Source organism: Rhodococcus sp. AQ5-07 (assembly GCF_009707305.1).
Lineage (GTDB): Bacteria > Actinomycetota > Actinomycetes > Mycobacteriales > Mycobacteriaceae > Rhodococcus_F > Rhodococcus_F erythropolis.
The window spans coordinates 5,759,578-5,784,831 of record NZ_CP046099.1 but is presented as its reverse complement, the minus strand read 5'-3'; the positions used below and the strand labels follow the sequence as shown (position 1 = coordinate 5,784,831).

The 25,254-nt window shown below is 62.7% G+C and carries 26 protein-coding genes; 20 read left to right on the top strand and 6 right to left on the bottom strand.

The window, feature by feature from the left end:
* The first annotated feature begins 2 nt into the window (after positions 1-2).
* From GJB56_RS26905 to GJB56_RS31465, 5 genes are all read left to right on the top strand, one after another.
* The gene (locus GJB56_RS26905; RefSeq protein ID WP_029254514.1) at positions 3-962 is read left to right on the top strand and encodes an ABC transporter permease; all 960 of its coding nucleotides are present in this window, start codon (positions 3-5) and stop codon (positions 960-962) included.
* On the top strand, positions 962-3,040 hold the full coding sequence (locus GJB56_RS26900; RefSeq protein ID WP_051636449.1) for a dipeptide/oligopeptide/nickel ABC transporter permease/ATP-binding protein: 2,079 nt from the start codon (positions 962-964) through the stop codon (positions 3,038-3,040). The genes GJB56_RS26905 and GJB56_RS26900 overlap by 1 nt, the downstream gene beginning before the upstream one ends.
* Positions 3,037-3,855 carry an ABC transporter ATP-binding protein gene (locus tag GJB56_RS26895; protein ID WP_060938397.1) on the top strand — a complete coding sequence of 273 codons (819 nt, stop codon included), beginning with the start codon at positions 3,037-3,039 and terminating at the stop codon, positions 3,853-3,855. The genes GJB56_RS26900 and GJB56_RS26895 overlap by 4 nt, the downstream gene beginning before the upstream one ends.
* A gap of 60 nt (positions 3,856-3,915) precedes the next feature.
* Positions 3,916-4,653 (top strand): FadR/GntR family transcriptional regulator, encoded by a 738-nt coding sequence (locus GJB56_RS26890; protein WP_024487763.1) that lies wholly within the window; start codon positions 3,916-3,918, stop codon positions 4,651-4,653.
* A 67-nt stretch (positions 4,654-4,720) separates the two neighbouring features.
* Positions 4,721-4,876, top strand: coding sequence for a hypothetical protein (locus tag GJB56_RS31465; protein WP_019746984.1), 156 nt, complete (start codon positions 4,721-4,723; stop codon positions 4,874-4,876).
* A 56-nt stretch (positions 4,877-4,932) separates the two neighbouring features.
* Here GJB56_RS31465 and GJB56_RS26885 read toward each other — a convergent pair whose 3' ends face one another.
* Positions 4,933-6,048, bottom strand: coding sequence for an NAD(P)H-dependent flavin oxidoreductase (locus tag GJB56_RS26885; RefSeq protein WP_003945863.1), 1,116 nt, complete (start codon positions 6,046-6,048; stop codon positions 4,933-4,935).
* Complete coding sequence (locus GJB56_RS26880; RefSeq protein ID WP_113682423.1) at positions 6,048-7,721, bottom strand: acyl-CoA synthetase; 1,674 nt, start codon at positions 7,719-7,721, stop codon at positions 6,048-6,050. Before GJB56_RS26880 ends, GJB56_RS26885 begins: the two co-directional genes overlap by 1 nt.
* A gap of 79 nt (positions 7,722-7,800) precedes the next feature.
* Here GJB56_RS26880 and GJB56_RS26875 point away from each other — a divergent pair, with 79 nt between their 5' ends.
* Positions 7,801-8,625, top strand: a complete 825-nt coding sequence (locus GJB56_RS26875; protein ID WP_047889270.1) for a crotonase/enoyl-CoA hydratase family protein — start codon at positions 7,801-7,803, stop codon at positions 8,623-8,625.
* A 126-nt stretch (positions 8,626-8,751) separates the two neighbouring features.
* On the opposite strand, the gene GJB56_RS26870 is transcribed toward GJB56_RS26875, so the two are convergent.
* Both GJB56_RS26870 and GJB56_RS26865 read right to left on the bottom strand, forming a co-directional pair.
* Positions 8,752-9,726 carry a hypothetical protein gene (locus tag GJB56_RS26870; protein ID WP_031332859.1) on the bottom strand — a complete coding sequence of 325 codons (975 nt, stop codon included), beginning with the start codon at positions 9,724-9,726 and terminating at the stop codon, positions 8,752-8,754.
* A 174-nt stretch (positions 9,727-9,900) separates the two neighbouring features.
* Positions 9,901-10,938 carry an LLM class F420-dependent oxidoreductase gene (locus GJB56_RS26865; RefSeq protein WP_019746980.1) on the bottom strand — a complete coding sequence of 346 codons (1,038 nt, stop codon included), beginning with the start codon at positions 10,936-10,938 and terminating at the stop codon, positions 9,901-9,903.
* Between the two features lie 73 nt (positions 10,939-11,011).
* On the opposite strand from GJB56_RS26865, the gene GJB56_RS26860 reads away from it, so the two are divergent.
* The 6 genes from GJB56_RS26860 to GJB56_RS26835 all read left to right on the top strand — a co-directional run bounded on the left by GJB56_RS26860 (position 11,012) and on the right by GJB56_RS26835 (position 16,124).
* Positions 11,012-11,989: a Zn-ribbon domain-containing OB-fold protein gene (locus tag GJB56_RS26860; protein ID WP_021342921.1), complete on the top strand. Its 978-nt coding sequence runs from the start codon at positions 11,012-11,014 to the stop codon at positions 11,987-11,989.
* A gap of 10 nt (positions 11,990-11,999) precedes the next feature.
* Entirely contained in the window at positions 12,000-13,070 is a 1,071-nt protein-coding gene (locus GJB56_RS26855) for a thiolase domain-containing protein (protein ID WP_047889541.1), read from the top strand.
* The gene (locus GJB56_RS26850) at positions 13,070-14,251 is read left to right on the top strand and encodes a thiolase domain-containing protein (protein ID WP_003945946.1); all 1,182 of its coding nucleotides are present in this window, start codon (positions 13,070-13,072) and stop codon (positions 14,249-14,251) included. The genes GJB56_RS26855 and GJB56_RS26850 overlap by 1 nt, the downstream gene beginning before the upstream one ends.
* A 35-nt stretch (positions 14,252-14,286) precedes the next feature.
* Positions 14,287-15,150, top strand: coding sequence for a TIGR03619 family F420-dependent LLM class oxidoreductase (locus GJB56_RS26845; protein WP_019746978.1), 864 nt, complete (start codon positions 14,287-14,289; stop codon positions 15,148-15,150).
* Between the two features lie 9 nt (positions 15,151-15,159).
* Complete coding sequence (locus tag GJB56_RS26840; RefSeq protein ID WP_070385850.1) at positions 15,160-15,570, top strand: nuclear transport factor 2 family protein; 411 nt, start codon at positions 15,160-15,162, stop codon at positions 15,568-15,570.
* 173 nt (positions 15,571-15,743) lie between these two features.
* Positions 15,744-16,124 (top strand): VOC family protein, encoded by a 381-nt coding sequence (locus GJB56_RS26835; protein WP_020906296.1) that lies wholly within the window; start codon positions 15,744-15,746, stop codon positions 16,122-16,124.
* 194 nt (positions 16,125-16,318) lie between these two features.
* Here GJB56_RS26835 and GJB56_RS26830 read toward each other — a convergent pair whose 3' ends face one another.
* Positions 16,319-17,569 carry a cytochrome P450 gene (locus tag GJB56_RS26830; protein ID WP_003945573.1) on the bottom strand — a complete coding sequence of 417 codons (1,251 nt, stop codon included), beginning with the start codon at positions 17,567-17,569 and terminating at the stop codon, positions 16,319-16,321.
* A gap of 174 nt (positions 17,570-17,743) precedes the next feature.
* Between GJB56_RS26830 and GJB56_RS26825 the strand changes: the two genes are divergently transcribed.
* The 4 genes from GJB56_RS26825 (at position 17,744) to GJB56_RS26810 (ending at position 20,634) form a co-directional block, all read left to right on the top strand.
* Positions 17,744-18,907: a steroid 3-ketoacyl-CoA thiolase gene (locus tag GJB56_RS26825; protein ID WP_019746975.1), complete on the top strand. Its 1,164-nt coding sequence runs from the start codon at positions 17,744-17,746 to the stop codon at positions 18,905-18,907.
* A 1-nt stretch (position 18,908) separates the two neighbouring features.
* On the top strand, positions 18,909-19,397 hold the full coding sequence (locus GJB56_RS26820) for a nitroreductase family deazaflavin-dependent oxidoreductase (protein WP_030534715.1): 489 nt from the start codon (positions 18,909-18,911) through the stop codon (positions 19,395-19,397).
* A 57-nt stretch (positions 19,398-19,454) separates the two neighbouring features.
* On the top strand, positions 19,455-19,868 hold the full coding sequence (locus GJB56_RS26815) for a hypothetical protein (protein WP_019746973.1): 414 nt from the start codon (positions 19,455-19,457) through the stop codon (positions 19,866-19,868).
* A gap of 94 nt (positions 19,869-19,962) precedes the next feature.
* Positions 19,963-20,634 carry a GNAT family N-acetyltransferase gene (locus tag GJB56_RS26810; RefSeq protein ID WP_019746972.1) on the top strand — a complete coding sequence of 224 codons (672 nt, stop codon included), beginning with the start codon at positions 19,963-19,965 and terminating at the stop codon, positions 20,632-20,634.
* 67 nt (positions 20,635-20,701) lie between these two features.
* On the opposite strand, the gene GJB56_RS26805 is transcribed toward GJB56_RS26810, so the two are convergent.
* Positions 20,702-21,616, bottom strand: coding sequence for an SDR family oxidoreductase (locus GJB56_RS26805; protein ID WP_113682149.1), 915 nt, complete (start codon positions 21,614-21,616; stop codon positions 20,702-20,704).
* Between the two features lie 102 nt (positions 21,617-21,718).
* On the opposite strand from GJB56_RS26805, the gene echA20 reads away from it, so the two are divergent.
* The 4 genes from echA20 to GJB56_RS26785 are packed head-to-tail and all read left to right on the top strand — an operon-like array spanning position 21,719 to position 25,221.
* Positions 21,719-22,495, top strand: coding sequence for a (7aS)-7a-methyl-1,5-dioxo-2,3,5,6,7,7a-hexahydro-1H-indene-carboxyl-CoA hydrolase (gene echA20 / locus GJB56_RS26800; protein WP_003945611.1), 777 nt, complete (start codon positions 21,719-21,721; stop codon positions 22,493-22,495).
* 7 nt (positions 22,496-22,502) lie between these two features.
* Positions 22,503-23,411, top strand: a complete 909-nt coding sequence (gene ipdA, locus GJB56_RS26795; protein WP_019746969.1) for a cholesterol ring-cleaving hydrolase subunit IpdA — start codon at positions 22,503-22,505, stop codon at positions 23,409-23,411.
* Positions 23,408-24,163: a CoA-transferase subunit beta gene (locus GJB56_RS26790; RefSeq protein WP_019746968.1), complete on the top strand. Its 756-nt coding sequence runs from the start codon at positions 23,408-23,410 to the stop codon at positions 24,161-24,163. Before ipdA ends, GJB56_RS26790 begins: the two co-directional genes overlap by 4 nt.
* Entirely contained in the window at positions 24,160-25,221 is a 1,062-nt protein-coding gene (locus GJB56_RS26785; protein ID WP_080908950.1) for an NAD(P)H-dependent flavin oxidoreductase, read from the top strand. The genes GJB56_RS26790 and GJB56_RS26785 overlap by 4 nt, the downstream gene beginning before the upstream one ends.
* Positions 25,222-25,254: the final 33 nt, after the last annotated feature.

Sequence of the window (25,254 nt, the reverse complement as noted above, 5' to 3'; positions counted from 1 at the left end):
CGATGGCAAGAGTCCTCCCCATGCTGATCAGGCGATTACTGATACTGATCCCCCTGATCCTCGGCATCATCGCGTTCGTCTTCATCGTGATGCAGTTCGCGCCCACCGATCCCGCAACGGCGGCGTTCAACGGCGGCAACCCGACTGCGGAACAGTTGCAGCAGTTCAAGGAAGAGAACGGACTGCTCGATCCGCTTCCGCTGCAATACGTTCACTTCGTGACCGATCTGGTCAGCGGCAATATGGGTGACAGTCTGATTTCCGGTACCCCGGTGTTGGATTCGATCTCCACCGCTCTGCCACTGACCATTCAGCTCACGGTTCTCGGACTGGTGATCGCCATCGTGCTCTCGCTGATCTTCGGTGTCACCAGCGCACTGTTCCGCGATCGTTGGCCGGATCAGGTCATCCGAGTGATCTCCCTCGGCGGTGTGGCAGCACCGTCATTCTGGTTGGCACTGCTGATGATTCAGTACCTTGCTGTCCAACTCGGATGGTTCCCTACCGGTGGCTACGTCAATCCGAGCGACTCCGTCGGCGACTGGCTCTGGTACATGGCGCTCCCAGCACTGTCTCTGTCACTGCCCGTCGCGGCACAACTGACGCGAATCATCCGCACGTCCATGGTCGAGGAGTTGGACAAGGACTACGTCCGTACCGCGATCGGCAGCGGCCTGCCCTATCACGTGGTGATCGGACGGAATGTGTTGCGTAACGCGCTGATCAACCCGCTCACCGTTCTGGGCCTGCGTGTCGGTTACCTACTCGGCGGCGCCGTGGTCATCGAGCAGATCTTCGGTCTTCCCGGAATGGGTCAGCTCATGATCAACGGCGTCACCAACGGTGACCCCGCAGTCGTTCAGGGTGTTGTCATCGTGATCGCGGTCGGCTTCGTCGTCGTCAACCTCGCCGTCGACATCCTCTACCTGCTCGTCAATCCACGACTTCGGAGCGCAGCATGATGAGAAGAAAACTCACCGAGAAGCTTTCGCGACCCGGTATCACCTTTTCTCGCTTCCCCCTCTCGGCCTGGCTGTCGATGGCGGTTCTCGCGATCATCGTGCTCGCCTGCCTCTTCGCGCCGCTGATCACGCAGTACACCCCACTCGAACAGGCGGTCGGTACCGCGGGCCCCAGCGCCGAGCACTGGTTCGGTCAGGACAGTCTCGGCCGAGATCTGTTCAGCCGCTTGCTCTACGGCGGACGCTGGTCGTTGACCATCGGTCTCGGGTCCACCTTCCTTGCATTGTGCGCCGGTGCTCTCATCGGGTCGGTCGCCGCAACGAGCCGAAAAGGCGTCGACGAGACCATCATGCGAGTGCTCGACGTGGTCATGGCGTTCCCGGGCATCGCGCTCGCTGCCGTGCTCGTCGCAGCCTTCGGTGGTTCGATTCCGGTTCTGATCGTCACCATCGCGTTCCTCTACACACCGATGGTCGCCCGCGTCGTTCGCGCGAACGTTCTCGCTCAGTACGGTGAGGACTACGTCGCGGCCGAAAAGGTCATCGGCGCAAGAACTTCACACATCGTCGTCAAGCACGTCGTAGCCAACTGTGCTGCGCCCGTTCTCGTCTTCTGCACTGTCATGGTCGCCGACGCCATCGTGCTGGAAGCCAGCCTGTCGTTCATCGGAGCAGGTGTCCGTCCCCCGGATCCGTCGTGGGGATCGGTGATCGCCGACGGCAAGAACATGGTCCTTCTCGGTGGTTGGTGGGCAACGGTGTTCCCCGGTCTGCTGATTCTTCTGACGGTGCTCTCCCTCAACGTGCTCGCCGAGGGCCTGACCGACGCGATGGCAGATCCGAGTCTGAAGAAAACCAAGAAGACGCCCTCCGCACTGGAAGCAGCGCAGACTGCCGCAGCGGAGGAGACCTCCAACGAGCTCATTCTGGAGGACGAAGCCGCATCGGTCGCCAACACTCCGGAGTTGATCGACGACTTCGCCGACCCGAGCGTCGTGAAAGATGTCCTGAAGCCGGCGGCCGAGCCGACTCCTCTCGAAACTCACCTGAAGATCCTGGCGGAAACCGAGCGGTCTCGGTCCGATCGTCTTGTGTACGAGGGCGATGCAGCGCCCCTCCTCGAGGTCCGCAATCTCACGATCCGGTTCCCCGAACGCTACGGAGACACGGCGATCGTCGACAACGTGAGCTTCACCGTCCGCCCGAACGAGACGATGGCACTGGTCGGCGAGTCCGGTTGCGGAAAGTCGCTCACTTCGCTGGCGATCATGGGTCTACTGCCCAAGACGGCGGTGGTGACCGGCGAGATCCTGTTCGACGGAGTCAACGTCCTCGAGCTGAACAACCGGGAGCGAAACAAGCTGCGCGGGCACGACATGGCGATGATCTACCAGGATGCGCTGAGTTCTCTGAATCCGGCGATGCTGATCCGCGCGCAGTTCAAGCAGCTCACCAAGCGCGGCGGTACCCGCACAGCCGAGGAACTGCTCGAACTCGTCGGACTCGATCCGGTGCGCACTCTCTCCAGCTACCCACACGAGCTTTCCGGTGGTCAGCGTCAGCGCGTTCTGATCGCCATGTCGCTCACCCGCAGTCCGCGGTTGATCGTCGCGGACGAGCCCACCACCGCTCTCGACGTCACCGTCCAGGCCCAGGTCGTGGACTTGCTCAACGATCTTCGGGAAAAGCTCGGCTTTGCCATGGTTTTCGTGAGCCACGATCTTGCACTCGTTGCTTCACTCGCTCACAAGATCACGGTGATGTACGCCGGTCAGGTCGTCGAGTCTGCGCCCACCAGCGATCTACTCGTCGATCCGCGTCACGAATACACTCAGGGCCTCCTCGGCGCCGTTCTCTCCATCGAGGACGAGGCTCCGCGGCTCCACCAGATCCAGGGAACCGTACCGTCGCCAGGCAGCTTCGCCGCCGGTGACCGTTTTGCCGAACGTTCCCTGCGTCCGGATTCCGATCCAAACCGAAAGCCCGAGATGGTTCGGATCGGCGAGACCGAGCATTTCTTCGCGAACCAGTCCGCGACTCCCGCACACGCAGAATCGGAATTGGAGAGCGTGCGATGACTACAGCTGAAGCACCCATCCTGGAACTGAAGAACATTCACGTCGTCCACAAGACCCGTTCGGGATCACTGTTCAAACCCGGCACGGTTCACGCGGTCAACGATGTCAGTATCGCCGTACGACGAGGGGCGACGATCGGCATCGTGGGCGAGTCGGGTTGCGGCAAGTCCACTCTGGCCAAAGTCATGGTCGGATTGCAGAAACCGACGTCGGGCGACGTGGTATTTCGCGGCCGAAGCGCTCTGACCCGGTCGGCGGGCGTGCGCAAGGAGTTCGGGCGGGCGATCTCGATCGTCTTCCAGGACCCGGCTACCGCGCTCAATCCGCGAATGACGGTGGCCGACATCCTCACCGATCCGCTCGACGTCCACGGCATCGGCAACCGCGCGGGCCGAACCGCCCGAGTTCGCGAGCTGGTCGGTTTGGTCGGACTCCCCCAATCTGCGCTCGAAGTCATCCCGAGCCAGATCTCCGGCGGTCAGCGTCAACGTGTCGCGATCGCGCGTGCGCTCGCGCTCGAGCCTGACGTCATCGTGGCCGACGAACCGACGTCGGCTCTCGATGTCTCGGTGCGAGCGCAGATCCTGAACCTGCTCAGCGACATCAAGGCTCGGTTGGGGCTCGGCATGGTGTTCATCTCGCACGACATCCAGACGGTGCGGTATGTCTCCGACACGATCGTCGTCATGAACGCCGGGCGGATCGTCGAGCAGGGAACGGCCCAGGAAGTATTCGACAACCCGTCGGATGCGTACACGGCCAAACTGCTGGGCGCGGCGCCCAGTCTCCTGCAACGCACCGTTGACGTGGGTTGACCAATGGAGCGGATGACCGGACATAGGATGAAGGACGTTCGTATCAGAAAAGGGGAATCGATGTCTGTCCGGAGTGGCACACAGGGCGCTCGTTTCAGCGCGCAAAACCGCATGCGCGCACTTCAGACGGACATCATGAACTTGATCCTCGAACGCAGACTCTCCCCTGGCGACCCGATGCCCACTGAGGCCGAACTGTCCGAAGAGTTGGGAATCGGCCGGAACACGCTCCGCGAGGCACTCAAGGTTCTGCAGGCCTTGGGCGTCGTCGAGATCCGTCACGGCTTCGGAATGTTCGTCGCCCCGAGCAACTTCGACGCTCTCGCCGACGGCTTGACCTTCCGTGGCCGGTTGTCGTTGCAGGGCACCGGGCACGAGGCGATGGAACTGGTCGATATTCGTCAGGCACTCGAGACCGGACTGATCGGTGCGGCGATGGCCGAGATGACGTCGGCCGACCACGCCGACCTCGACGAACTCGTCACCGGCATGGAGGTCCGTGCCGCCGCCGGGAAGAACTTCTCCGACATCGACGCGACCTTCCATTCCCGCCTGTACTCCCCGCTCGACAACCAGGTCCTCGCTCAGTTGATGGACGTCTTCTGGCAGGTGTACAGCGAGATCCAGCAGGCTATCGGGCATTCGGACACACCACTGATCGACATCGCGTCGAAGCATCGTGCGATTCTCGACGCGATCCGTACGGGTGATGCCGTCGAGGCGGCGCACACTCTCGATGTGCACTTCGGTGGCCTGCGCGAGCGGATCGCCGGCCTTCATGCTTCCGAAGCGCAGTAGTTTCGAAACGCGTGATTTTGCTCCGCTGTCTCACCATCGCGCCCGTTCTTCCGGCAAAATTACGGGTATGAAGAACCCGAACCTGACGCCTTCGCGCGTTCTCGCAGTTGTCCTCGCTGCCGCCCTGGTCATTTTCGTGATCGCACGTCGCCGCGACGACGGCGCCCTCAGCCGCGGAGAATGGTTGTCGGACAGCGTCGGACCGGACGACCTCGCCGGCTGACACGTACGTATGCCCTCGGCCGAAACTCGGCCGAGGGCATACGTACGTGTCATCTACTACTTCATCGAATCCAGTCGGGTTCGCGCGTCCTCGAACCCCGACACCAGCTCTGCCATGACCTCAGCGACCGGTCGGATCTCGTTCATCCGTCCCACGATCTGACCGACGGGCATTGCCACAACTTCCGGGTTCTCCGATGCAGCGATTCTCTGATGAGCGTCGCTGACCAGTAGGTTCTGCAGCGGCATCGGCAAGGGCGCCGGTGCTCCCGGGTTCGACCAGGCTTCCGTCCACTTGGTCTTGAGCAACCGAGCGGGCTTACCCGAGTAGATGCGCGAACGTACGGTGTCGGCCGACGTCGCGCCCAACAGTGCACGCTGAATAGCGGACGGGCCCTCGCCCGACGCACTGCCGAGTTTGTATTCGGATGTGGTGAGCCAGTACGAGCCCATCCACACTCCGGACGCACCGAGTGCAAGTGCAGCAGCCACCTGACGGCCGCTGCCGATACCGCCGGCGGCCAGTACGGCAGCTGAATCGCCCAGCGCATCAACAATTTCCGGAACGAGAACCATCGACGCAATTTCGCCGGTGTGACCGCCGGCCTCGTAGCCCTGCGCGATCACGATGTCGACACCATTCTCGACATGACGACGTGCATGCTCGACTGCGCCGGCCAGTGCTGCTACCGGAACGCCTTTCTCGTGCGCCTGATCGATGACGTCCTTCGGCGGCGATCCCAGTGCATTCGCAATCAACGCGATCCGGTGTCCCAGAGCAACATCGACGTGAGACCGCGCCACCGAGTGAAGCCATCCCAGTACGCCGGTCGCATGCTCGACGTCGTCGGAAAGCGGCGGCACACCGAGCTCGTCGAGCGTGCGGTTGACGAAGGCGCGGTGCTCCTCCGGAATCAGCTTGTCGAGATCGACGGCGCCGCCCTCTGTCGGCACCTTGGCCGGCATGACGATGTCGACGCCGTACGGCTTACCGTCTGTGTTCTCGTCCATCCACGTCAGTGCGGCTTCGAGTTCTTCCGGGTCGTTGAACCGGACACAACCGAGCACACCGAGACCACCCGCGCGACTGATGGCGGCCGCGACGTGCTCGGAAGGAGTGAATCCGAAGATCGGGTATTCGATGCCGAACTTGTCGGCGAGATCCGAACGCATCAGGCTTCCACGCTTTCGTTTGCGGACGACACAGGAGCGCCGTTTCCGTTGTGATCATCGGCCTCGCGCGATTCCGTTTCGGCCTTCGCCCAGCGGTAGTCGGGCTTGCCGGCCGGATTGCGCTTGATCTGGTCGACGAACCACACACTGCGCGGAACCTTGTATCCGGCAATCTCTTTGCGCGCTGCGGTGGCGATGTCGTGCAACGTCGGCGACGTGCCTTCACGTACCTGAACCACTGCGGCAACCCGCTGACCGAAGCGCTCGTCGGGGATACCGACCACCAGCACGTCGAAGATGTCCGGGTGCGCCTTCAACGCGCCCTCGACCTCTTCCGGGTAAACCTTCTCGCCGCCGCTGTTGATGGACACCGAACCGCGGCCGAGCATCGTGACCGTGCCGTCGGCTTCGACGTGAGCGTAGTCGCCGGGGATCGAGTAGCGAACGCCATTGATGGTGCGGAAGGTTTCGGCCGTCTTGACCTCGTCCTTGTAGTAGCCGAGCGGGATGTTGCCCTTGCGCGCGAGCATGCCGCGCTTGCCCGATCCGGGTTCGACCTCGTTGCCGTCGTCGTCGAGAACCGTTGTGGAGGCGTCGATCTTGACCGTCGGACCGCCAGTATGCTTCTGACCCTTGCTCAGCACGGCCAGTCCGCCGAAGCCGGTCTCGGATGCTCCGATGGAGTCGGTCAGCAGGCGGTTGGGCAACAGTTCGAGGAACTGCTCCTGGATGCTCGGCGAGAAGAGCGCAGCACTGCTGGCCATCACGTAGAGCGTCGAAAGATCGTACGGCTCACCCGTCTTCGGATTGCCGGCGATCAGTGCGTCGAGCATCGGACGGCCCATCGCGTCACCCGTGATGAAGATCAGGTTGACCTTGTGCTTGTCGATGTTCTGCCACACCTCGTGGGCGTCGAATTCCGGGTGCATCAAACAGGTTCCGCCGCCGAAGAGGCTGTGGAACACCGCAGACTGCGAACCACCGTGAATCATCGGGGGAATCGGGTAGCGGATCATGCTCGGGTTGGCTGCGCCGACCTTCGCCATCTCGTACTCGTCCTCGACCGGAACTCCGGTGACGAAGTTGATGCCGCCGCCGAGAACACGCCACCAGTCCTCGTGGCGCCACATGACGCCCTTGGGACTTCCGGTGGTGCCGCCGGTGTAGAGCATGAAGATGTCGTCGTTGCTGCGCTCTTCGAAATCACGCTCAGCCGAACTCTGCGCGAGTGCGTCCTCGTAGCCGATGCCGAAAGCACTGAAGTCCAGATCGGTGCCGTCCTCGACCACGATGACGGACTTGACCTTGGGAGTGTTCGGCAAGACGTTCGCGACCTTGTCCGAGTAGCGGCGCTCGTGAATGAGCGCAACCATGTCGGAGTTGTCGAAGATGTACTGCAACTCGTTCTCGACGTACCGGTAGTTGATGTTGACCATCACGGCCCGGATTTTGAAAACGGCGACCATGGCCTCGATCGCCTCGATGACGTTCCGGCAGTAGATGCCGACCTTGTCACCCGGTTGAACGCCATGTTCACGCAGGTAGTGACCGAGGCGGTTTGCTCGGTCCTCCAACTGCGCATAAGTCATCTCGCGGTTGTCCGAGACCAGCGCAACGCGGTCCGGAACGAGGTCGATTGCGTGCTCTACGAAGTCTGCGATGTTAAGGGCCACGAGTTCAAAGTAGAACGTGTTACCGTTTCTGGCAAGACCCAATTTGAGAGCCAGCTCACAGACCCGCCAGGAGCCATCAGTGTCCACTTCGACGACCGAAAAATCAGACATTTCGGAAACCGCGCCGCATTGCCTCGTGGAGAAGCGCGGCCACGTTCTCATCGTGACCATGAATCGCCCCGAGCGTAAGAACGCCATCACCGGCGAAATGATGGCGATCATGGTCGACGCCTGGGATCAGGTCGACAACGACCCCGATATCCGCGTCGCGATCCTCACCGGAGCCGGCGGCGACTTCTGCGCCGGCGCCGACCTCAAGAACATGTCCGCCAAGCCTCCGGGAGATTCCTTCGCGGGCGGCGGCGTCGACATGTCCAAGATCGAAGGTCTACTCAAGGGTCGCCGGTTGACCAAGCCGCTGATCGCTGCGGTCGAGGGTGCAGCCATCGCCGGCGGAACCGAAATCCTGCAGGGCACCGACATCCGCGTCGCGGGCGAGAGCGCCAAGTTCGGCGTCTCCGAAGCCAAGTGGGGGCTCTTCCCGCTCGGCGGTTCCGCGGTGCGCCTCGTTCGACAGATTCCGTACACGATCGCAGCCGACATCCTGCTCACCGGTCGTCACATCAAGGCTCCGGAGGCCAAGGAGATCGGGCTCATCGGCCACGTCGTCCCGGACGGTCAGGCCCTCGACAAGGCGCTGGAGCTCGCGGACCTGATCAGTGCAAACGGCCCCCTCGCCGTGCAGGCGATTCTCAAGACCATCCGCGACACCGAGGGTATGCACGAGGAAGAGGCCTTCCAGATCGACGCGCAGCTGGGCATGAAGGTGTTCATGAGCGCGGACGCCAAGGAGGGCCCGCGAGCCTTCGGTGAGAAGCGGGCGCCCCAGTTCAAGGGTGTCTGAGTCAGGGTTGCCTGACCCACCCCTGTCTGAGCCACCCCCCTTTCCCGTCCGCTCTCGGTCCCACCCACCCCCTTTTCGAGCGAACGTACCTTTCGGCGCCTTCAGTGCGCCGAAAGGCACTTTCGCTCAGCCTGTTTCGTCCAATTTCACCCACCTCGACCTCGCGAACACCTGTGGCCGGGGACGTGACTGCGCCAATCTGTAGTGCGCACGCAGGTCCTCGATCACACGATCAGGGTCCGTTCGCAGTGCACTGGGCACCGTCGGCAACACGATGATTCCCGCATTCTGCATACGCGTCCGACGTTCCACCGTGCGCTTGTAGTCCGTCGGCGCGGCATGCCATTCCAAGGAGTCGATGTCCCACGCGAAGGCAACCGAATCGATCCATCCGTCCGGAATTGCGATGAAGTCTCCGTCGGCATCCCGGATCTCATGGTTGAACAACATTTCCGGCAGCCCGCTCCGCTGCCACAGTTTTCGCGCGTGAACCTCCGGAACCGAGTGGACGTTCGCGTTCACTTCGCGCAACACGACCCGAGGTAGCGCGGAACCCCGACTGCTACCCGCCTCGAGTTCCTTCGCAAGTTCGCGCACCGAGACGTCGCCACGCTGAACGACCTCGGCAATGAGTGCCCGTGTGGGATCGAGGGCCTTGCACCGCCTCGCAGCGTCGAGTAGTGCCCGCGGCAGCGGCGCACAGCGCAGACCGTTGCGAATCTCCGGCTCAGGCAGTCGAATAGTGCGCTCTACCGTGACAAATCCAACTGATTGAACTCGACGGTCGATGGGGATGAGCACCTGCACATCCCCGGCGTGCGTCCGATATCCGTACTCCGACATGGCAGATCGCCCCGTCAGCAGCGACTCGTCACCGCTCAACATGAGCGCAGCGATCGATCGTTGACGTGGCGTCGGTTGACCATTTCGGAGCAGGATCACTCCTGGCAATATGCGCTGCCAGGGTCCGCCCGCTCGACACCGGGTGTGCACGGCGGAGTTTGAGACGCCCAATCGCGCCAACTCGGCCGTTCGGATCACTCCGCTTCGACTGACGCGGTAGATCGCGTCCAGATCATCGCCCCACATTCCACGCCGCATGGTTGCAGCATGACTCGAGTAGCAGCGCGGGCCCCGGCGGCGACCTGGGGTTTTGGCGGCCCTGTGGATAACTTTCGGCGAGCGAAAGGCACGTTGAGCGCCTCAGATGCGCTGAACGTGCCGTTCGCTCGGAAAAAAGGGGGGTCCCGCTCGAAAAAAAGGGGGGTGCCCCGCTCAACCACCCACCGCGGCCGCGAGCTCTCGCACATGGTCGGCGTCGCGGCAGGTCACCAACAACATCGTGACTCCGGCTTCCTCCCAACGCTTCACGTCCGCGCGCACCTCGTCGACGTTGCCGATGATCATGGTCTCGGTGACCATCTCGTCGGGGACGACGGCAGCAGCTTCGTCCTTGCGACCCGACATGAAGAGGCGACCGATCTCGTCGACCTCCTTCTCGTAGCCCATCCGCTTGTAGACCTGTGCGTGAAAGTTCAACTCCGGGGCGCCCATTCCGCCGACGTAGAGGGCGGTCATCGGCTTGAGAGCGGCGATGGCCGCGGCACGATCGTCGGTCACGATGACCTGGCACGTGGCGGCCACCTCGAAGTCTTCGCGGCTACGACGGGCCCCGGCGCGAGCGAAGCCTTCGTCGAGCCACTTGTTGTACATCGGCGCCAGGCGCGGGGTGTAGTAGATCGCCAGCCACCCGTCGGCGATTTCACCGGCGAGCGCGACGTTCTTCGGCCCTTCGGCGCCGAGCCAGATCGGGATGTCCGCACGCAGCGGGTGCGTAATGGGCTTGAGCGGCTTGCCAAGTCCCGAACTGCCCGGTCCCGCATACGGCAGAGGGTAGTGGGGGCCGGGGCTGGTGACGGGCGCTTCACGGGCGAGGACCTGGCGCACGATCGAGACGTATTCGCGGGTGCGCGCGAGCGGCTTCTCGAATGGCTGGCCGTACCAACCTTCGACGACCTGCGGTCCGGATACGCCGAGCCCGAGGATCGTTCGCCCACCGTTGAGGTGATCGAGAGTGAGCGCGTGCATGGCACAGCTGGTCGGTGTTCGCGCCGAAATCTGTACGACGGAGGTGCCGAGACGGACGTTCTCGGTCCGAGATCCCCACCAGGCGAGCGGGGTGAAGGCGTCCGAGCCCCACGACTCCGCGGCGAAGACCGCGTCGAATCCCGCGCCTTCCGCGGCCTCGATCAGTTCCGGGGCGTTTGCCGGCGGCTGTGCGCCCCAGTATCCGAGTTGCAACCCAAGCTTCATCGCAGGCCTCCACATTGCCGGTGATCAGAAGTGACTCTTGCCACAATCTCTAGAACCTGTTCTACTCGATCTTGTGACCATCGGAAAGAGCGGGGTGGCCGACAAGCCCCTGAGCGCACCATTGAATCTCCATTTCGACTACACCAGATCGACGGGACCGACCATCGGCGCGTTCGTGACTGCCCTGCGTGATCGCAAGGTGATCGGCGCACGTGGGTCGAACGGTCGTGTCTTCGTGCCGCCACCGGAATTCGATCCGGATACGGCCGAACCACTGACCGACTTCGTCGGAGTCTCCGACGGCGGAACGGTCGTGAGTTGGACGTGGATGCCCGAACCCATCGAGGGTCAACCCCTGACGAAGCCTTTCGCGTGGGCCCTGATCAAGCTCGACGGCGCGGACACGTCCATGCTCCACGCGGTCGACGTCGACTCCCCCGACGACATCAGCACCGGCCTGCGGGTTCGTGCTCGCTGGGCGTCGGAGCGGATCGGGCAGATCAAGGACATCGAGTGCTTCGAACCAGGTGAGAGCGAAAATGGAATCGCGACAGTCGATTCCACCGCCGATCCTGTCACCATGATCACGACGCCTGTCGACCTGCACTTCATGCATTCCGCTTCGGCCGAGGAGAGCTTCTACCTCCGTGGTCTCGCAGAAGGCAAGCTGATCGGTGGTCGCAGCGGACCCGAAGACAAGATCTACATCCCACCGCGCGGCGCGAATCCCACCAACGGGAAGCCGACGAGCGAGCAGATCGAACTGCCCGACAAGGGAATTGTCACCACCTTCTGCATCGTCAACGTCCCGTTCCTCGGGCAGCGAATCAAACCGCCCTACGTGGCCGCCTACGTGCTTCTCGACGGGGCTGACATTCCGTTCCTGCACTTGATCCTCGAATGTGATGCCGCGGACGTACGCATGGGCATGCGCGTCGAAGCCAAGTGGAAGCCTCGCGAAGAGTGGGGTTACACCCTCGAGAACATCGAATACTTCCGGCCGACAGGTGAACCCGACGCCGAGTACTCCACCTTCCAACACCACCTGTGAGGCTCCTGAAATGACTTCTGCAGACATCGCAGTCGTGGGCTTTGCTCAGGCACCCCACGTCCGCGAAACCAACGGCACCACCAACGGCGTCGAGATGCTCGTCCCGTGCTTCCAGCAGCTCTACAGCGATCTGGGAATCACCAAGTCCGACATCGGCTTCTGGTGCTCCGGATCTTCCGATTACCTGGCCGGTCGAGCGTTCTCCTTCATCTCGGCCATCGACTCCATCGGAGCGGTCCCGCCGATCAACGAATCTCACGTCGAGATGGATGCTGCGTGGGCCTTCTACGAAGCGTGGATCAAGATCTTGACCGGCGAGGTCGAGACCGCGCTGGTGTACGGCTTCGGCAAATCCTCCGCCGGGCACCTGCGCAAGATCCTGTCCATGCAGCTCGATCCGTACCTCGTCACTCCGCTGTGGCCGGACTCCGTCTCGATCGCCGGACTTCAAGCCCGACTCGGACTCGACGCGGGTAAGTGGACGCAAGAGGACATGGCGGAGGTTGCCGCTCGCAGCCGTCGTCACGCGCTGAGTAATCCGAAGGCTCAGCTCGCGGGCGAGGTCGACATCGAGGCACTACTCGCCAGCCCGTTCCTCGCAGATCCGTTGCGCGCACACGATTGTGCGCCCATCACCGATGGTGCGGCAGCAATCGTCCTGGCCTCGGGCAATCGCGCCCGCGATCTCTGCGATCGGCCGGCGTGGATCACCGGACTCGAGCATCGCATCGACTCCCCCAACCTGGGTGCACGTGACCTGACCACCTCACCGTCCACTACGTCGGCAGCCAAGGCGGCAACAGGCGGCGAGGTCGGCAACATCGACGTCGCCGAACTGCACGCACCGTTCACTCACCAGGAATTGATCTTGAAGGAAGCGATCGGCCTGACCGACGCCACCACGATCAATCCGTCCGGCGGTCCGCTCAGCGGCAACCCACTGTTCGCCGGTGGTCTGGAACGAATCGGCCACGCCGCCAAGGCAATCTTCGACGGTCAGGCGAATCGCGCTCTGGCCCATGCAACAAGCGGCCCTGTGCTGCAGCAGAACCTGGTAGCAGTCTTGGAGGGACGGAACTGATGGCCGGAACGCCTCAACTCGCGGCCGTGCTCGGCACCGGCCAAACTCACTACGTCGCAAAGCGTCATGATGTCTCGATGGCGGGCTTGGTTCGTGAAGCCATCGACGCCGCGATGCTCGACGCCAACGTCGGCTGGGACGACATCGACGCCGTCGTCATCGGAAAGGCCCCCGACCTGTTCGAGGGTTCGATGATGCCCGAACTCGCCATGTCGGATGCTCTTGGCGCCAACGGAAAGCCGTTGCTGCGTGTTCACACTGCCGGCTCGGTGGGTGGTTCGACGGCTATCGTCGCCTCCAGCCTGGTCAAATCCGGTGTCCACAAGCGGGTTCTGACGGTTTCCTGGGAGAAGCAGTCCGAGTCGAACGCCATGTGGGCGCTGTCCACACCGGTACCGTTCAACATGCCTGTCGGCGCCGGCGCCGGTGGATACTTCGCCCCGCACGTCCGTTCGTACATTCGTCGATCGGGCGCACCGGAGCACATCGGCTACCTCGTCGCGGTGAAAGATCGGCTCAACGGCAGCCTCAATCCGTATGCGCACCTGCGGCAGCCGGACATCACCTTCGAATCGGTGCAGGCATCTCAGATGCTCTGGGATCCGATCCGCTACGACGAGACCTGCCCGTCCTCGGACGGCGCGTGCGCTCTGGTGATCGGCAACGAGGAAGCGGCCGCACAGGTCGAGGCCGAGGGTCGTTCGGTCGCGTGGATCCACGCGACGGCGATGCGCACCGAGCCGACCTTCTATGCCGGACGCGATCAGGTCAATCCGCAGGCCGGCCGTGACGCCGCGGCCGCGCTGTGGAAGTCCGCGGGAATCACCGATCCGCTCAACGAAATCGACTGCGCCGAAATCTATGTCCCGTTCTCGTGGTTCGAGCCGATGTGGCTCGAGAACCTCGGTTTCGCGGAGGAAGGCCAGGGATGGAAGCTGACCGAGGCCGGCGAAACCGCGATCGGCGGCAAGCTCCCGGTCAATGCCTCGGGCGGTGTTCTCTCTTCCAACCCGATCGGCGCCTCGGGCATGATCCGTTTTGCCGAGTCGGCGATGCAGGTCATGCACCGCGCCGGCGATCACCAGGTGGCCGACGCGCGCAAGGCTCTCGGCCATGCCTACGGCGGTGGCTCGCAGTACTTCTCGATGTGGGTCGTCGGCTCCGAACGTCCCACCACGTAACAGCAGCACACACGCCGATCAGGAAGAGGCCGAAGATGAAGTACACCGTCGGGGTTGCCATGAACCCCTTGGACCAGTTAGCCGGTATCGCCAAAACGGCCGAAGAATGCGGCTTTTCGTCGATCGCTCTCCCCGATTCACTGTTCTTCATGGAAACGCAGGCGGCGGATTACCCATACACCCCGGACGGGTCTCGGATGTGGAATGCCGAGACCCCCTGGGTCGATCCGCTGATCGCCGCAGCTGCAATGGGCGCGGTGACCGAGAAGATCGAGTTCTACACCCAGGTGCTCAAGCTGGGTAGCCGCAATCCGGTCCTGCTCGCGCGGCAGGTCGGATCTGTAGCGGCATTGACGAACAACCGTTTCGGCTTCGGCGTCGGAATCGGTTGGGCTCCCGAAGAGTTCGAGTGGTGCGGCGCTCCGTACAAGCGTCGCGGCGCCCGAGTGGACGAGATGATCGACGTTCTCAAACTTATTCTCGGCGGCGGGATGGTCGAGTATCACGGCGAGTTCTTCGATTTCGATCGCCTGCAGATGAGTCCAGCTCCCACCAAGCCGGTTCCGTTCTACGTCGGCGGCCACACCGAGGTGGCACTCAAGCGTGCTGCGCGAGTCGGCGACGGTTGGACCTCGGCGATGATCAAGTTCGACGATCTGGTGGGTGTGATCGCACGACTACGCGAACTGCGCGCCGAGTACGGCCGCGAGAACGAGCCGTTCGAAATCCAGACGGTGTGCATCGACCGTTTCGGCAAGGACGGTTACGCAGAACTCGAAGATGCCGGCGTCACGGACATCATCACCGTACCTTGGGTTTTCGACGGAATCGGCTTCGATGCCCCGCTGGAGGCAAAGCAGGATTCGATGCGCAAGTTCGCCGAGCAGTACATCAACTGAGGAGTCGCGATGACTGACGAACACCCCGCCCGCGTCGCGGGTAACGCTTCGCGCGCCGCAGCGAGTGGCAAGAACAAGGAAGCCTGGCTGGACCTCTTCGCCGAGGACGGTTGGGTGGAGGATCCGGTCGGGCCGTCGGGATTCGATCCCGAAGGCAAAGGCCATCACGGACGCGAAGCGATCTCCAAGTTCTACGACATGACGATCGCGACCGCGGACAAGCTCGAGTTTCTGATCGACGATTCACTGGTGTGCGGCAACGAGAACGTCAACATCGGCAAGATCCGGACCACCATCGGCGGCTCGATCATCGACGCCGAGGGCGTGTTCGTCTATCGCGTGAACAACGCAGGCAAGATCGCGTCGCTTCGAGCATTCTGGGAAGTGGACCGTGCGATGAAGACGGCACGCAAAGCCTGAGAACCCACAGTACGAGAGCGGCCCCGGTCATCGACCGGGGCCGCTCTCGTCGTATTCGAATCAGCCTGTCGTACTTGCACCGAGAACCTCGAAATGGTTTCCTGGTTCCCAACGTCGCGTGTCGATGACGGACTGCGTCAGGCATGGAGGCATCGTACTGCAAGGGGTCACTCATGACCATTTCGTTCAATCACACCATCATCGCCGCAAAAGACCGCCAAGAGTCTGCGTGGTTCTTCACTCACATGTTCGGTCTGCCAGGCCCGGTCGAAGCCGGCTACTTTCTCGGCGTCGAACTCGAGCACGGCGTGACACTGGACTTCGCACAGGTGGAAGAGGGCGCCGAGGTTGCGTCTCAGCACTACGCTTTCCTCGTCTCCGAAGATGACTTCGACGGCATCTACCAGCGGATACAGGCGTTGAAACTTGATCACTGGGCCGATCCGCGCCAGTCGAGTACCGGATTCAACACCAACGACGGTGGGCGTGGGGTCTACTTCCTCGACCCGTCGGGACATTTCCTGGAAGCGATCACCAAGCCATACGGCGGCTGAATTAGAGATTGAACTACAAACGGCGGCGCCTACGGGAGATGAGGGATCCCGCAGACGCCGCCGCAGTTCCAGGTTGCCAACTAGTGGCCCCCCGGAACGTCTACTGTAGTTCTGCGTGTTCGAGAGTGCAGAGGCAACTCCCGAAAACCTACACAGAACCTACTCGCCGGTTACCAGGTCAGTATATGTCCGGATCAGTGTTTGACCGGGCAGCCCGATGTCTTGTAATCAACCTGAAACTCTTTGATGCCGTTGAGCCAGCCCGAGCGCAGGCGACGGGGATCGCCGAGCCTGGTGATGTCGGGTAGGTGATCGGCGATCGCGTTGAAGATCAGATCGATTTCGAGACGAGCCAAGTTGGCGCCGATGCAGAAGTGCGCACCTGTGCCGCCGAATCCGAGGTGCGGATTGGGGTCACGCATGATGTCGAACTTCGTGGGATTCTCGAAGACGTCTTCGTCGAAGTTGGCCGACGCGTACATCATCACAACGCGATCGCCCTTCTTGATCTTCTGTCCCCCGAGTTCGGTGTCCTCGAGCGCGGTGCGCTGGAAAGAGGTCACCGGGGTGGCCCAACGAACGATCTCGTCGGCCGCAGTCTTCGGGCGTTCCTTCTTGTACAGCTCCCACTGGTCGGGATTGTCGAGGAAGGCAACCATGCCGTGTGTGATGGCATTGCGAGTGGTCTCGTTACCCGCGACCGCAAGCAGAATCACGAAGAAGCCGAATTCCTCTGGGGAGAGCTCATTTCCGTCGATGTCAGCTTCGATGAGCTTGGTGACGATGTCATCGGCGGGACACTTCTTGCGCTGATCCGCCATCTGGTACGCGTATCCCAGAATCTCCATAGACGCTGCCTGCGGGTCGATGTCGAACTCAGGATCGTCGTAGGACGTCATCTGGTTGGACCAGTCGAAGAGCTTCATTCGATCTTCCTGCGGCACACCGAGAAGCTCGGCGATTGCCTGCAGCGGAAGTTCGGACGCGACCTGAACCACGAAGTCTCCGGCACCACCGGCAGCCGCAGTCTTGACGATCTTTTCGGCGCGCTCGGTCAGTTCTTCGCGCAGGCTGTTGATGGCTCGCGGGGTGAATCCACGCGAAACCAGCTTGCGAAGCTTGGTGTGCTCCGGAGCGTCCTTGTTGATGAGGATGAATCGCTGCATCTCGACGTTCTCGCGCGGGATGTCGTCGGCGAAGCGAGGAATCGCAGTGTTCTCGTGGGTCGAGAAGATGTCGCTTCGCTGCGAGACCTCCTTGACCTCTTCATGACGGGTGACCACCCAGAAGCCCTCGTCCTGGAATCCACCGATTTCCGGGGGCTGCGGATTCCACCACACGGGGGCCGTCTTCCGGAGTTCGGCGAACTCCTCGAACGGCATGCGTTCCGCGTAGATGTCGGGGTCCGTGAAGTCGATTCCCTCGGGGAATGCGGGCTGTGCCACTGATGTCTCCTGCCCTAAGCCTTTTCATCACAGGGGTGATGGGGATCCGTGATGTGTAACACGTTCTACTCTCATTGAAACACAAGCCTGCTTACTAGGAAAGGAAACGTCGACAGGTCTTGCTTCCCGCAGAGAACCTGTTCTACTTTTTCATTACAAGGAAAGGAGCCCGCTGTGGGCACACCAGTAATCGTCGAGGCTGTCCGTACACCGATCGGCAAGCGCGGAGGTTGGCTCGCCGGTCTGCACGCCGCCGAGATCCTCGGAGCGGCACAAAAGGGCGTTCTCGACCGGTCGGGAATCGACCCGTTGCTGATCGAGCAGGTGATCGGCGGCTGCGTCACCCAGGCCGGCGCTCAGTCCAACAACATCACGCGCACGGCCTGGCTGCACGCCGGACTTCCGTGGCAGACCGGCGCAACCACCGTGGACTGCCAGTGTGGTTCGGCCCAGCAGGCGAACCATCTGATCGCCGGACTGATTGCCACCGGCGCCATCGACGCCGGCATCGCCTGCGGCATCGAAGCCATGAGCCAGGTTCCCCTCGGCGCAAACGTCGGCGATCAGGCCGGACCGCGTCGGCCGGCGACGTGGGACATCGACATGCCCAACCAGTTCGAAGCTGCGGAACGCATCGCGCGTCGACGCGGACTGACCCGTGACGACATCGAAGCCCTCGGTGTCCGCTCGCAGGCGCTGGCCAAGCAGGCCTGGGAGGAAGGGCGTTTCGACCGCGAGGTTCTCGAACTTTCGGCGCCCCAGGTCGACAAGGAAGGAAACCTCACGGGCGAGACGAAGCTCGTCAATCGCGATCAGGGCCTGCGCGATACGACGGCCGAGTCCCTAGCCCGACTGAAGCCCGTCCTCGAAGGCGGGATTCACACGGCCGGAACGTCTTCCCAGATCTCCGACGGCGCGGCCGCAGTCCTGCTCATGGACGAGGACAAGGCCCGCGCACTCGGGTTGAAGCCGCGAGCCCGCATCATCGCCCAGGCGCTGGTCGGCTCGGAACCGGAATTCCACCTCGACGGACCGGTGCAGGCAACCAGCCGTGTCCTGGAGAAGAGCGGAATGAAGATCGGCGACCTCGATCTGTTCGAGATCAACGAAGCATTCGCATCCGTCGCACTGTCCTGGGCTCAGGTTCACGAACCCGACTTCGACAACGTCAATGTCAACGGCGGCGCGCTCGCTCTCGGCCATCCGGTCGGCAGCACGGGCTCTCGACTGATCACCACCGCACTGCACGAATTGGAGCGTCGCAACGGCTCGACGGCTCTGATCACGATGTGCGCCGGCGGCGCGCTGGCCACCGGAACCATCATCGAGCGTATCTGAGATGACTACTCCCCCAGCTAAACCCAAGGGACTCGACGCTCCGGCGACGGTCAAGATCATCAAGTGGATGTCGAAGGCAAACGTCGCCATGTATCGCGCCACCGACGGGCGGCTGGGTAGCAAGTGGCGGGTCGGCAGCGCGTTCCCACGCGGGCTGCCGATCTGCCTGCTCACCACCACCGGTCGCAAATCCGGCGAGGAGCGGATCAGTCCGTTGCTGTTCCTCGAGGACGGCGAGAACGTGATTCTGGTGGCGTCGCAAGGTGGTCTTCCGAAGAACCCGATGTGGTACCTCAACATCAAGGCGGACCCGGTGGTGACGGTGCAGATCAAGTCTCGGATCCGATCGATGAAAGCCCGCGTCTCCACCGAGGACGAGCGCGCTCGGCTGTGGCCGATGTTGACGGCGATGTATCCGGATTTCGACAACTATCAGGCCTGGACCGACCGGGTCATTCCCGTCATCGTGTGCGAGCCGCTGAAGAAATAAACGAACTGTTTACAACAAAACGTTTACATCGACCCGGGTTCGTGCCAGCCTGGGTTCATGACCGATGACCAGTTCAGACCGATCGATTCCGGCCGCGAACGCGCACATCGCGAGTACGCCGGACTCTTTCGGATCAGCGAGCGCCACGGCGCGACCCAAAGCCAGCGCGCGCGGCAATCCCATCCGGAGATGCTCGAGCCCTACGGCGCGGTGCGCGTCGTGGCTCGTCTTGCCGGCGGCACCGACACACCGCAGGCGAACGAACCCGAGGTCGACGACGCCGATGTCATGGCTGCGTTGACTCTGATTCCCAAGGCCCGAGCCGAAATGGAACAGCTGGAAGCGCTGTTCCTCGGAATTGCCCGCGAACGGGGCATGACCTGGCAAGATATTGCCTTCGGACTCGGGCTCGGCAGCACTCAAGCTGCCCGCCAGCGCTACGAAAGGCTCGTTCGCCGCACCGGAGGCTGAACACGTGCCATAACGAGCGAGTTGGAGCACTATTGACTCGTACGGTCCGCACGGCGTTTCGACAGAGCCTCGAACACAGCAAGGAGTCGCATATATGACGACGCATATTCAAGATCAAATCCTGGACCGACGCGAGATCACCTCAGCCCTCGTGCGTGCGCTGGAGCGTCGCCACGAGGTGCTGGACGCAGTGGTCGACAGCAAGGACCACCAGGAGGCACTGACCACCGTCGCGGAACTCCTCGGCACGTCGGAAGCAAATGCCGAAGCAGTTCTGAGCCTCAAGTTCAGTGCACTCACCAAGGCTGCGCGCGATCGCATCCAGGGCGAGCTGGAGAATCTCGACGCCACTCTCGAATGGACGACGCTCGATCGTCCCGCGAGCAGCGGGCAGAACTTCACCCTGCGTCCGTTCAGCGACAGCGCAGAAGACAAGTCGCTGTTCACGATTCGTTCGGGCGAGCAGCTCGGCGAAGACGGCAAGCCGTGGAGCGAGGATCGGATCGAAGCTGAGCGCGTCGGTGGCCTCGGCCGGATCGACGACGAGACCGCTGCCTGGTTCGTCGCCGAGGACGTCTCCGGTGACGGCTCGAAGAGCGTCGGCCTGGTATTCGGCGAACTCGACGGCCAAGAGGTCAACGTGGCGATCTGGATCGCGCCGGAATCTCGCAAGAAGGGCTACGGCACAGCCTGCGTGAAGCATTCTCGGCGCGAGCTCGCCGCAGAGTTCCCTGGCACCGTGTTGGTGGTTCGGGCGCCTGCGTAGCCGGCACACCACCTGTGAGTGGTTAAGGAGTCCCTGCACTCCTTAACCACTCACGGGGCCGGAGGCCCTACGCTCCGTACACCGGCGTCGGAATCTCCGCCTTCTCCAACAGCGTTGCCACGACGGGCCCGATCTCCTTCGGGTCCCAACGGTCACCCTTGTCCTCGCTCGGGCCGTGACGCCAGCCCTCCGCGACGGTGATCTTTCCGCCCTCGACCTCGAACACCCGCCCCGTGACGTCCTTGGACTCGGCGCTACCGAGCCAGACGACCAGCGGCGAGATGTTCTCGGCCGCCATGGCATCGAAGCCCTCTTCGGGAGCTGCCATCGACTCGGCCATCGCCCCACCCGCGCCGACGGTCATGCGCGTGCGCGCAGCAGGCGCGATCGCGTTGACACTGACGCCGTAATTCTTGAGCTCGGCTGCGGCCTGGATGGTCATCTCGGCGATACCGGCCTTCGCCGCAGCGTAGTTACCCTGGCCGATCGAACCTTGCAGTCCTGCACCCGAACTGGTGTTGATGATGCGTGCGTCGACGGTCTTGCCCGCCTTGGCCTCAGCGCGCCAGTAGGCAGCAGCGTGACGCAGCGGCGCGAAGTGCCCCTTGAGGTGCACGCGAATCACCGCGTCCCACTCGCCTTCGCTCATGCCGACCAGCATGCGGTCCCGCAGGAAGCCCGCGTTGTTCACGAGTACGTCCAGGCCACCGAAGGTGTCGATCGCGGTCTTGATCAGATTCTCGGCGCCCGCCCAGTCGGCGACGTCGTCTCCGTTGACCACTGCTTGGCCACCGGCGGCGATGATCTCCGCGACAACCTGCTCGGCCGGACTCTCACCGGTCACGGAACCGTCGGCACCCGCACCGATGTCGTTGACGACGACCTTGGCGCCCTCGGCAGCAAACGCCAATGCATGCGCACGCCCGATCCCGCGACCAGCCCCGGTGATGATGACTACGCGTCCGTCGACCAATCCACTCATATTTGTCTCCTAATGCACTCTGCTCGGGCTTGTCGGCTCCGCTTGTGTGCTAACTTACCAAGCAATCGCTTGGTTTGGTACACAGACGTAAGGAATCCCGATATGGGCATCAGCACCTCCTCCGACGGAACCGGCATCACCACGGTCACCATCGACTACGCGCCGGTCAATGCAATCCCGTCCAAGGGATGGTTCGAGCTTGCCGACGCCATCCTCGACGCGGGCAAGGATCTCAACACTCACGTGGTGATCCTGCGAGCCGAGGGACGCGGATTCAACGCCGGCGTCGACATCAAGGAGATGCAGGCGACCGAGGGATTCGACGCGCTGGTCGCCGCCAACCGCGGTTGCGCCGCGGCCTTCGCAGCCGTCTACGACTGCGCTGTACCCGTCGTCGTGGCCGTCAACGGATTCTGTGTCGGCGGTGGCATCGGACTGGTCGGCAACGCGGACGTGATCGTCGCTTCCGACGACGCGATCTTCTCCCTCCCCGAGGTCGACCGCGGTGCACTCGGCGCTGCCACGCACCTCTCACGGCTGGTGCCGCAACACATGATGCGCACGCTGTACTACACCGCACAGAGCGTCGACGCCCACACACTCAAACAGTTCGGCAGCGTCTACGACGTGGTCCCGCGCGAGAAGCTCGACGAGTGCGCTCGCGAGATCGCCGCAAAGATCGCCGCGAAGGACACCCGCATCATCCGGTGCGCCAAGGAAGCCATCAACGGCATCGACCCGGTCGACGTCAAGGGCAGCTACCGCCTCGAGCAGGGCTACACCTTCGAACTCAACCTCCTCGGTGTGTCCGACGAACACCGCGACGAGTTCGTCGCCACCGGCAAGCCGCGCGAGAACGCAACCCAGAAGGAAGGCTGAGACAAACATGGCTAGCAAGCGTGACAAGACGAAGTCGCTCGACGAGGTAGTCGGCGAGCTCCGCAGCGGAATGACGATCGGCTTGGGCGGCTGGGGATCTCGCCGCAAGCCGATGGCCTTCGTGCGTGCGATTCTGCGTTCGGACATCAAGGACCTGACCGTGGTCACTTACGGCGGACCGGATCTCGGGCTGCTGTGCTCGGCCGGCAAGGTCAAGAAGGCGTACTACGGTTTCGTGTCCCTGGACTCCGCACCGTTCTACGATCCGTGGTTTGCCAAGGCGCGCACCGCCGGTGAGATCGAAGTCCGCGAGATGGACGAGGGAATGGTCAAGTGCGGCCTCGAAGCCGCTGCCGCTCGCCTCCCCTTCCTCCCGATCCGCGCAGGCCTCGGTTCGGACGTTCGCAACTTCTGGGGCGACGAACTCAAGACCGTCACCTCCCCGTACCCCGAGGCCGACGGCCGCTCCGAGACCTTGATCGCGATGCCTGCACTCAACCTCGATGCGTCGTTCGTTCACCTCAATCTCGGTGACAAGCACGGCAATGCCGCGTACAACGGTGTCGACCCGTACTTCGACGACCTGTACTGCATGGCCGCCGAAAAGCGTTACGTCTCCGTCGAACGCATTGTCGAGACCGAGGAACTGGTCAAATCCGTTCCACTGCAGAATCTTCTGCTCAACCGCATGATGGTCGACGCCGTCGTCGAGGCCCCGAACGGTGCCCACTTCACGTTGGCCGGCGAAAGCTACGGCCGCGACGAGAAGTTCCAGCGTCACTACGCCGAGGCCGCCAAGACCCCTGAGTCGTGGCAGACGTTCGTCGACACCTTCCTCTCCGGCAGCGAAGAGGACTACCAAGCCGCAGTAAAGAAGTTTGCCGATTCATCAAAGGCAGGGGAGCAGGCAAAATGAGCGAATCCACCGTCACCCGCGCAGAGTACGTTGTTCTTGCGTGCGCTGAAATCTTCTCCGGTGCAGGCGAAATCATGGCCAGCCCGATGTCGACGTCGTCCACCATCGGCGCTCGCCTGGCTCGACTCACCACCGAACCCGACCTGCTGATCACCGATGGTGAAGCCCTCATTCTCGAGGACACTCCGGCAGTCGGAACGAAGGGCCCCATCGAAGGATGGATGCCTTTCCGTAAGGTGTTCGACGTCGTCGCTTCGGGCCGTCGCCACGTAGTCATGGGCGCCAATCAGCTCGATCGCCACGGCAACCAGAACCTCTCCGCCTTCGGCCCGCTTCAGCAGCCGACGCGTCAGATGTTCGGTGTGCGCGGCGCCCCGGGCAACACCATCAACCACGCGACGAGCTACTTCGTCCCCAAGCACTCCAAGCGAGTGTTCGTCGACAAGGTCGACGTGGTGTGCGGTGTCGGCTACGACCAGATCGATCCCGAGAACCCGGCATACAAGTACCTGAACATCCCCCGCGTTGTCACCAACCTCGGTGTCTTCGACTTCGGTGGACCGGGAAACACCTTCCGCGCGTTGAGCCTCCATCCCGGCGTCACCGCCGAAGAGGTAGCCGAGAACACCTCGTTCGAGGTAGCCGGACTCGCCGAGGCCGGTATCACCCGTGACCCCACCGCCGAAGAGCTCCACCTCATTCGCGAGACCCTCGATCCGCGCAACCTCCGGGACCGTGAGGTCTCGGCATGACCCCCACTCTGAAGACAGCACTGACCGAACTGGTCGGTGTCGAGTACCCGATCGTGCAGACAGGCATGGGCTGGGTTTCCGGGCCAGCACTGACGTCGGCGACGGCCAACGCGGGCGGTCTCGGCATCCTGGCTTCGGCCACGATGACCTACGACGAGCTCGAGCACGCGATCAAGAAGACGAAGCAGCTCACGGACAAGCCGTTCGGTGTCAACATGCGTGCCGACGCCACCGACGCGCCGCAGCGCGCGGACCTGCTGATCCGTGAGGGCGTCAAGGTCGCGTCGTTTGCCTTGGCTCCCAAGAAGGAACTGATCGCCAAGCTCAAGGACCACGGCATCGTCGTCGTACCGTCGATCGGTGCCGCGAAGCATGCGGTCAAGGTTGCATCTTGGGGCGCGGACGCCGTCATCGTCCAGGGCGGCGAAGGTGGTGGTCACACCGGCGGTGTGGCAACGACATTGCTTCTCCCCTCGGTTCTCGACGCGGTCGATATTCCGGTCATCGCCGGTGGCGGATTCTTCGACGGCCGCGGGCTGGCCGCAGCGTTGGCGTACGGCGCTGCCGGTGTCGCCATGGGGACGCGTTTCTTGCTCACCAGCGACTCTTCGGTGCCGGACTCCGTCAAGCAGGAATACCTCAAGCGTGGACTGACGGATACGACGGTCTCACGCAAGGTCGACGGCATGCCTCATCGTGTGCTCAACACCGACCTGGTCAACAGCCTCGAAGGTTCCAGCTACGCAACCGGTTTGATCGCTGCCGCCAAGAACGCCATGAAGTTCAAGGCAATGACCGGCATGAAGTGGTCAACCCTCGCCAAGGACGGAATCGCGATGAAGCGCTCGGGTGACCGCACGCTGATGCAAATCATCATGGCGGCGAATACCCCGATGTTGCTCAAGGCCGGTCTGGTCGAGGGCAATACGGAAGCCGGCGTGCTTGCCTCGGGTCAGGTTGTCGGAATGATCAACGATCTGCCCAGCTGCAAGGAACTGATCGAGAACATCATGGAGGACGCGGCCAAGCGTATCGACGCGCTCGCGGCTCTTCGCTGACGCAGATTCATCCGAGTGCGTCTCCCCCACTGC

Coding starts and splice junctions, on each gene's coding strand:
- GJB56_RS26885 (WP_003945863.1), bottom strand. CDS start 6,048: ATGCGTTCGGATCTCGCCGACAAGTTCGGCATCGAATACCCGATCTTC.
- GJB56_RS31465 (WP_019746984.1), top strand. CDS start 4,721: ATGAAGAACCCGAACCTGACGCCTTCGCGCGTTCTCGCAGTTGTCCTC.
- GJB56_RS26905 (WP_029254514.1), top strand. CDS start 3: ATGGCAAGAGTCCTCCCCATGCTGATCAGGCGATTACTGATACTGATC.
- GJB56_RS26870 (WP_031332859.1), bottom strand. CDS start 9,726: ATGCGGCGTGGAATGTGGGGCGATGATCTGGACGCGATCTACCGCGTC.
- GJB56_RS26810 (WP_019746972.1), top strand. CDS start 19,963: ATGACGACGCATATTCAAGATCAAATCCTGGACCGACGCGAGATCACC.
- GJB56_RS26855 (WP_047889541.1), top strand. CDS start 12,000: ATGACTTCTGCAGACATCGCAGTCGTGGGCTTTGCTCAGGCACCCCAC.
- ipdA (WP_019746969.1), top strand. CDS start 22,503: ATGGCTAGCAAGCGTGACAAGACGAAGTCGCTCGACGAGGTAGTCGGC.
- GJB56_RS26790 (WP_019746968.1), top strand. CDS start 23,408: ATGAGCGAATCCACCGTCACCCGCGCAGAGTACGTTGTTCTTGCGTGC.
- GJB56_RS26845 (WP_019746978.1), top strand. CDS start 14,287: ATGAAGTACACCGTCGGGGTTGCCATGAACCCCTTGGACCAGTTAGCC.
- GJB56_RS26895 (WP_060938397.1), top strand. CDS start 3,037: ATGACTACAGCTGAAGCACCCATCCTGGAACTGAAGAACATTCACGTC.
- GJB56_RS26840 (WP_070385850.1), top strand. CDS start 15,160: ATGACTGACGAACACCCCGCCCGCGTCGCGGGTAACGCTTCGCGCGCC.
- GJB56_RS26820 (WP_030534715.1), top strand. CDS start 18,909: ATGACTACTCCCCCAGCTAAACCCAAGGGACTCGACGCTCCGGCGACG.
- GJB56_RS26850 (WP_003945946.1), top strand. CDS start 13,070: ATGGCCGGAACGCCTCAACTCGCGGCCGTGCTCGGCACCGGCCAAACT.
- GJB56_RS26785 (WP_080908950.1), top strand. CDS start 24,160: ATGACCCCCACTCTGAAGACAGCACTGACCGAACTGGTCGGTGTCGAG.
- echA20 (WP_003945611.1), top strand. CDS start 21,719: ATGGGCATCAGCACCTCCTCCGACGGAACCGGCATCACCACGGTCACC.
- GJB56_RS26805 (WP_113682149.1), bottom strand. CDS start 21,616: ATGAGTGGATTGGTCGACGGACGCGTAGTCATCATCACCGGGGCTGGT.
- GJB56_RS26835 (WP_020906296.1), top strand. CDS start 15,744: ATGACCATTTCGTTCAATCACACCATCATCGCCGCAAAAGACCGCCAA.
- GJB56_RS26815 (WP_019746973.1), top strand. CDS start 19,455: ATGACCGATGACCAGTTCAGACCGATCGATTCCGGCCGCGAACGCGCA.
- GJB56_RS26865 (WP_019746980.1), bottom strand. CDS start 10,938: ATGAAGCTTGGGTTGCAACTCGGATACTGGGGCGCACAGCCGCCGGCA.
- GJB56_RS26890 (WP_024487763.1), top strand. CDS start 3,916: ATGTCTGTCCGGAGTGGCACACAGGGCGCTCGTTTCAGCGCGCAAAAC.
- GJB56_RS26900 (WP_051636449.1), top strand. CDS start 962: ATGAGAAGAAAACTCACCGAGAAGCTTTCGCGACCCGGTATCACCTTT.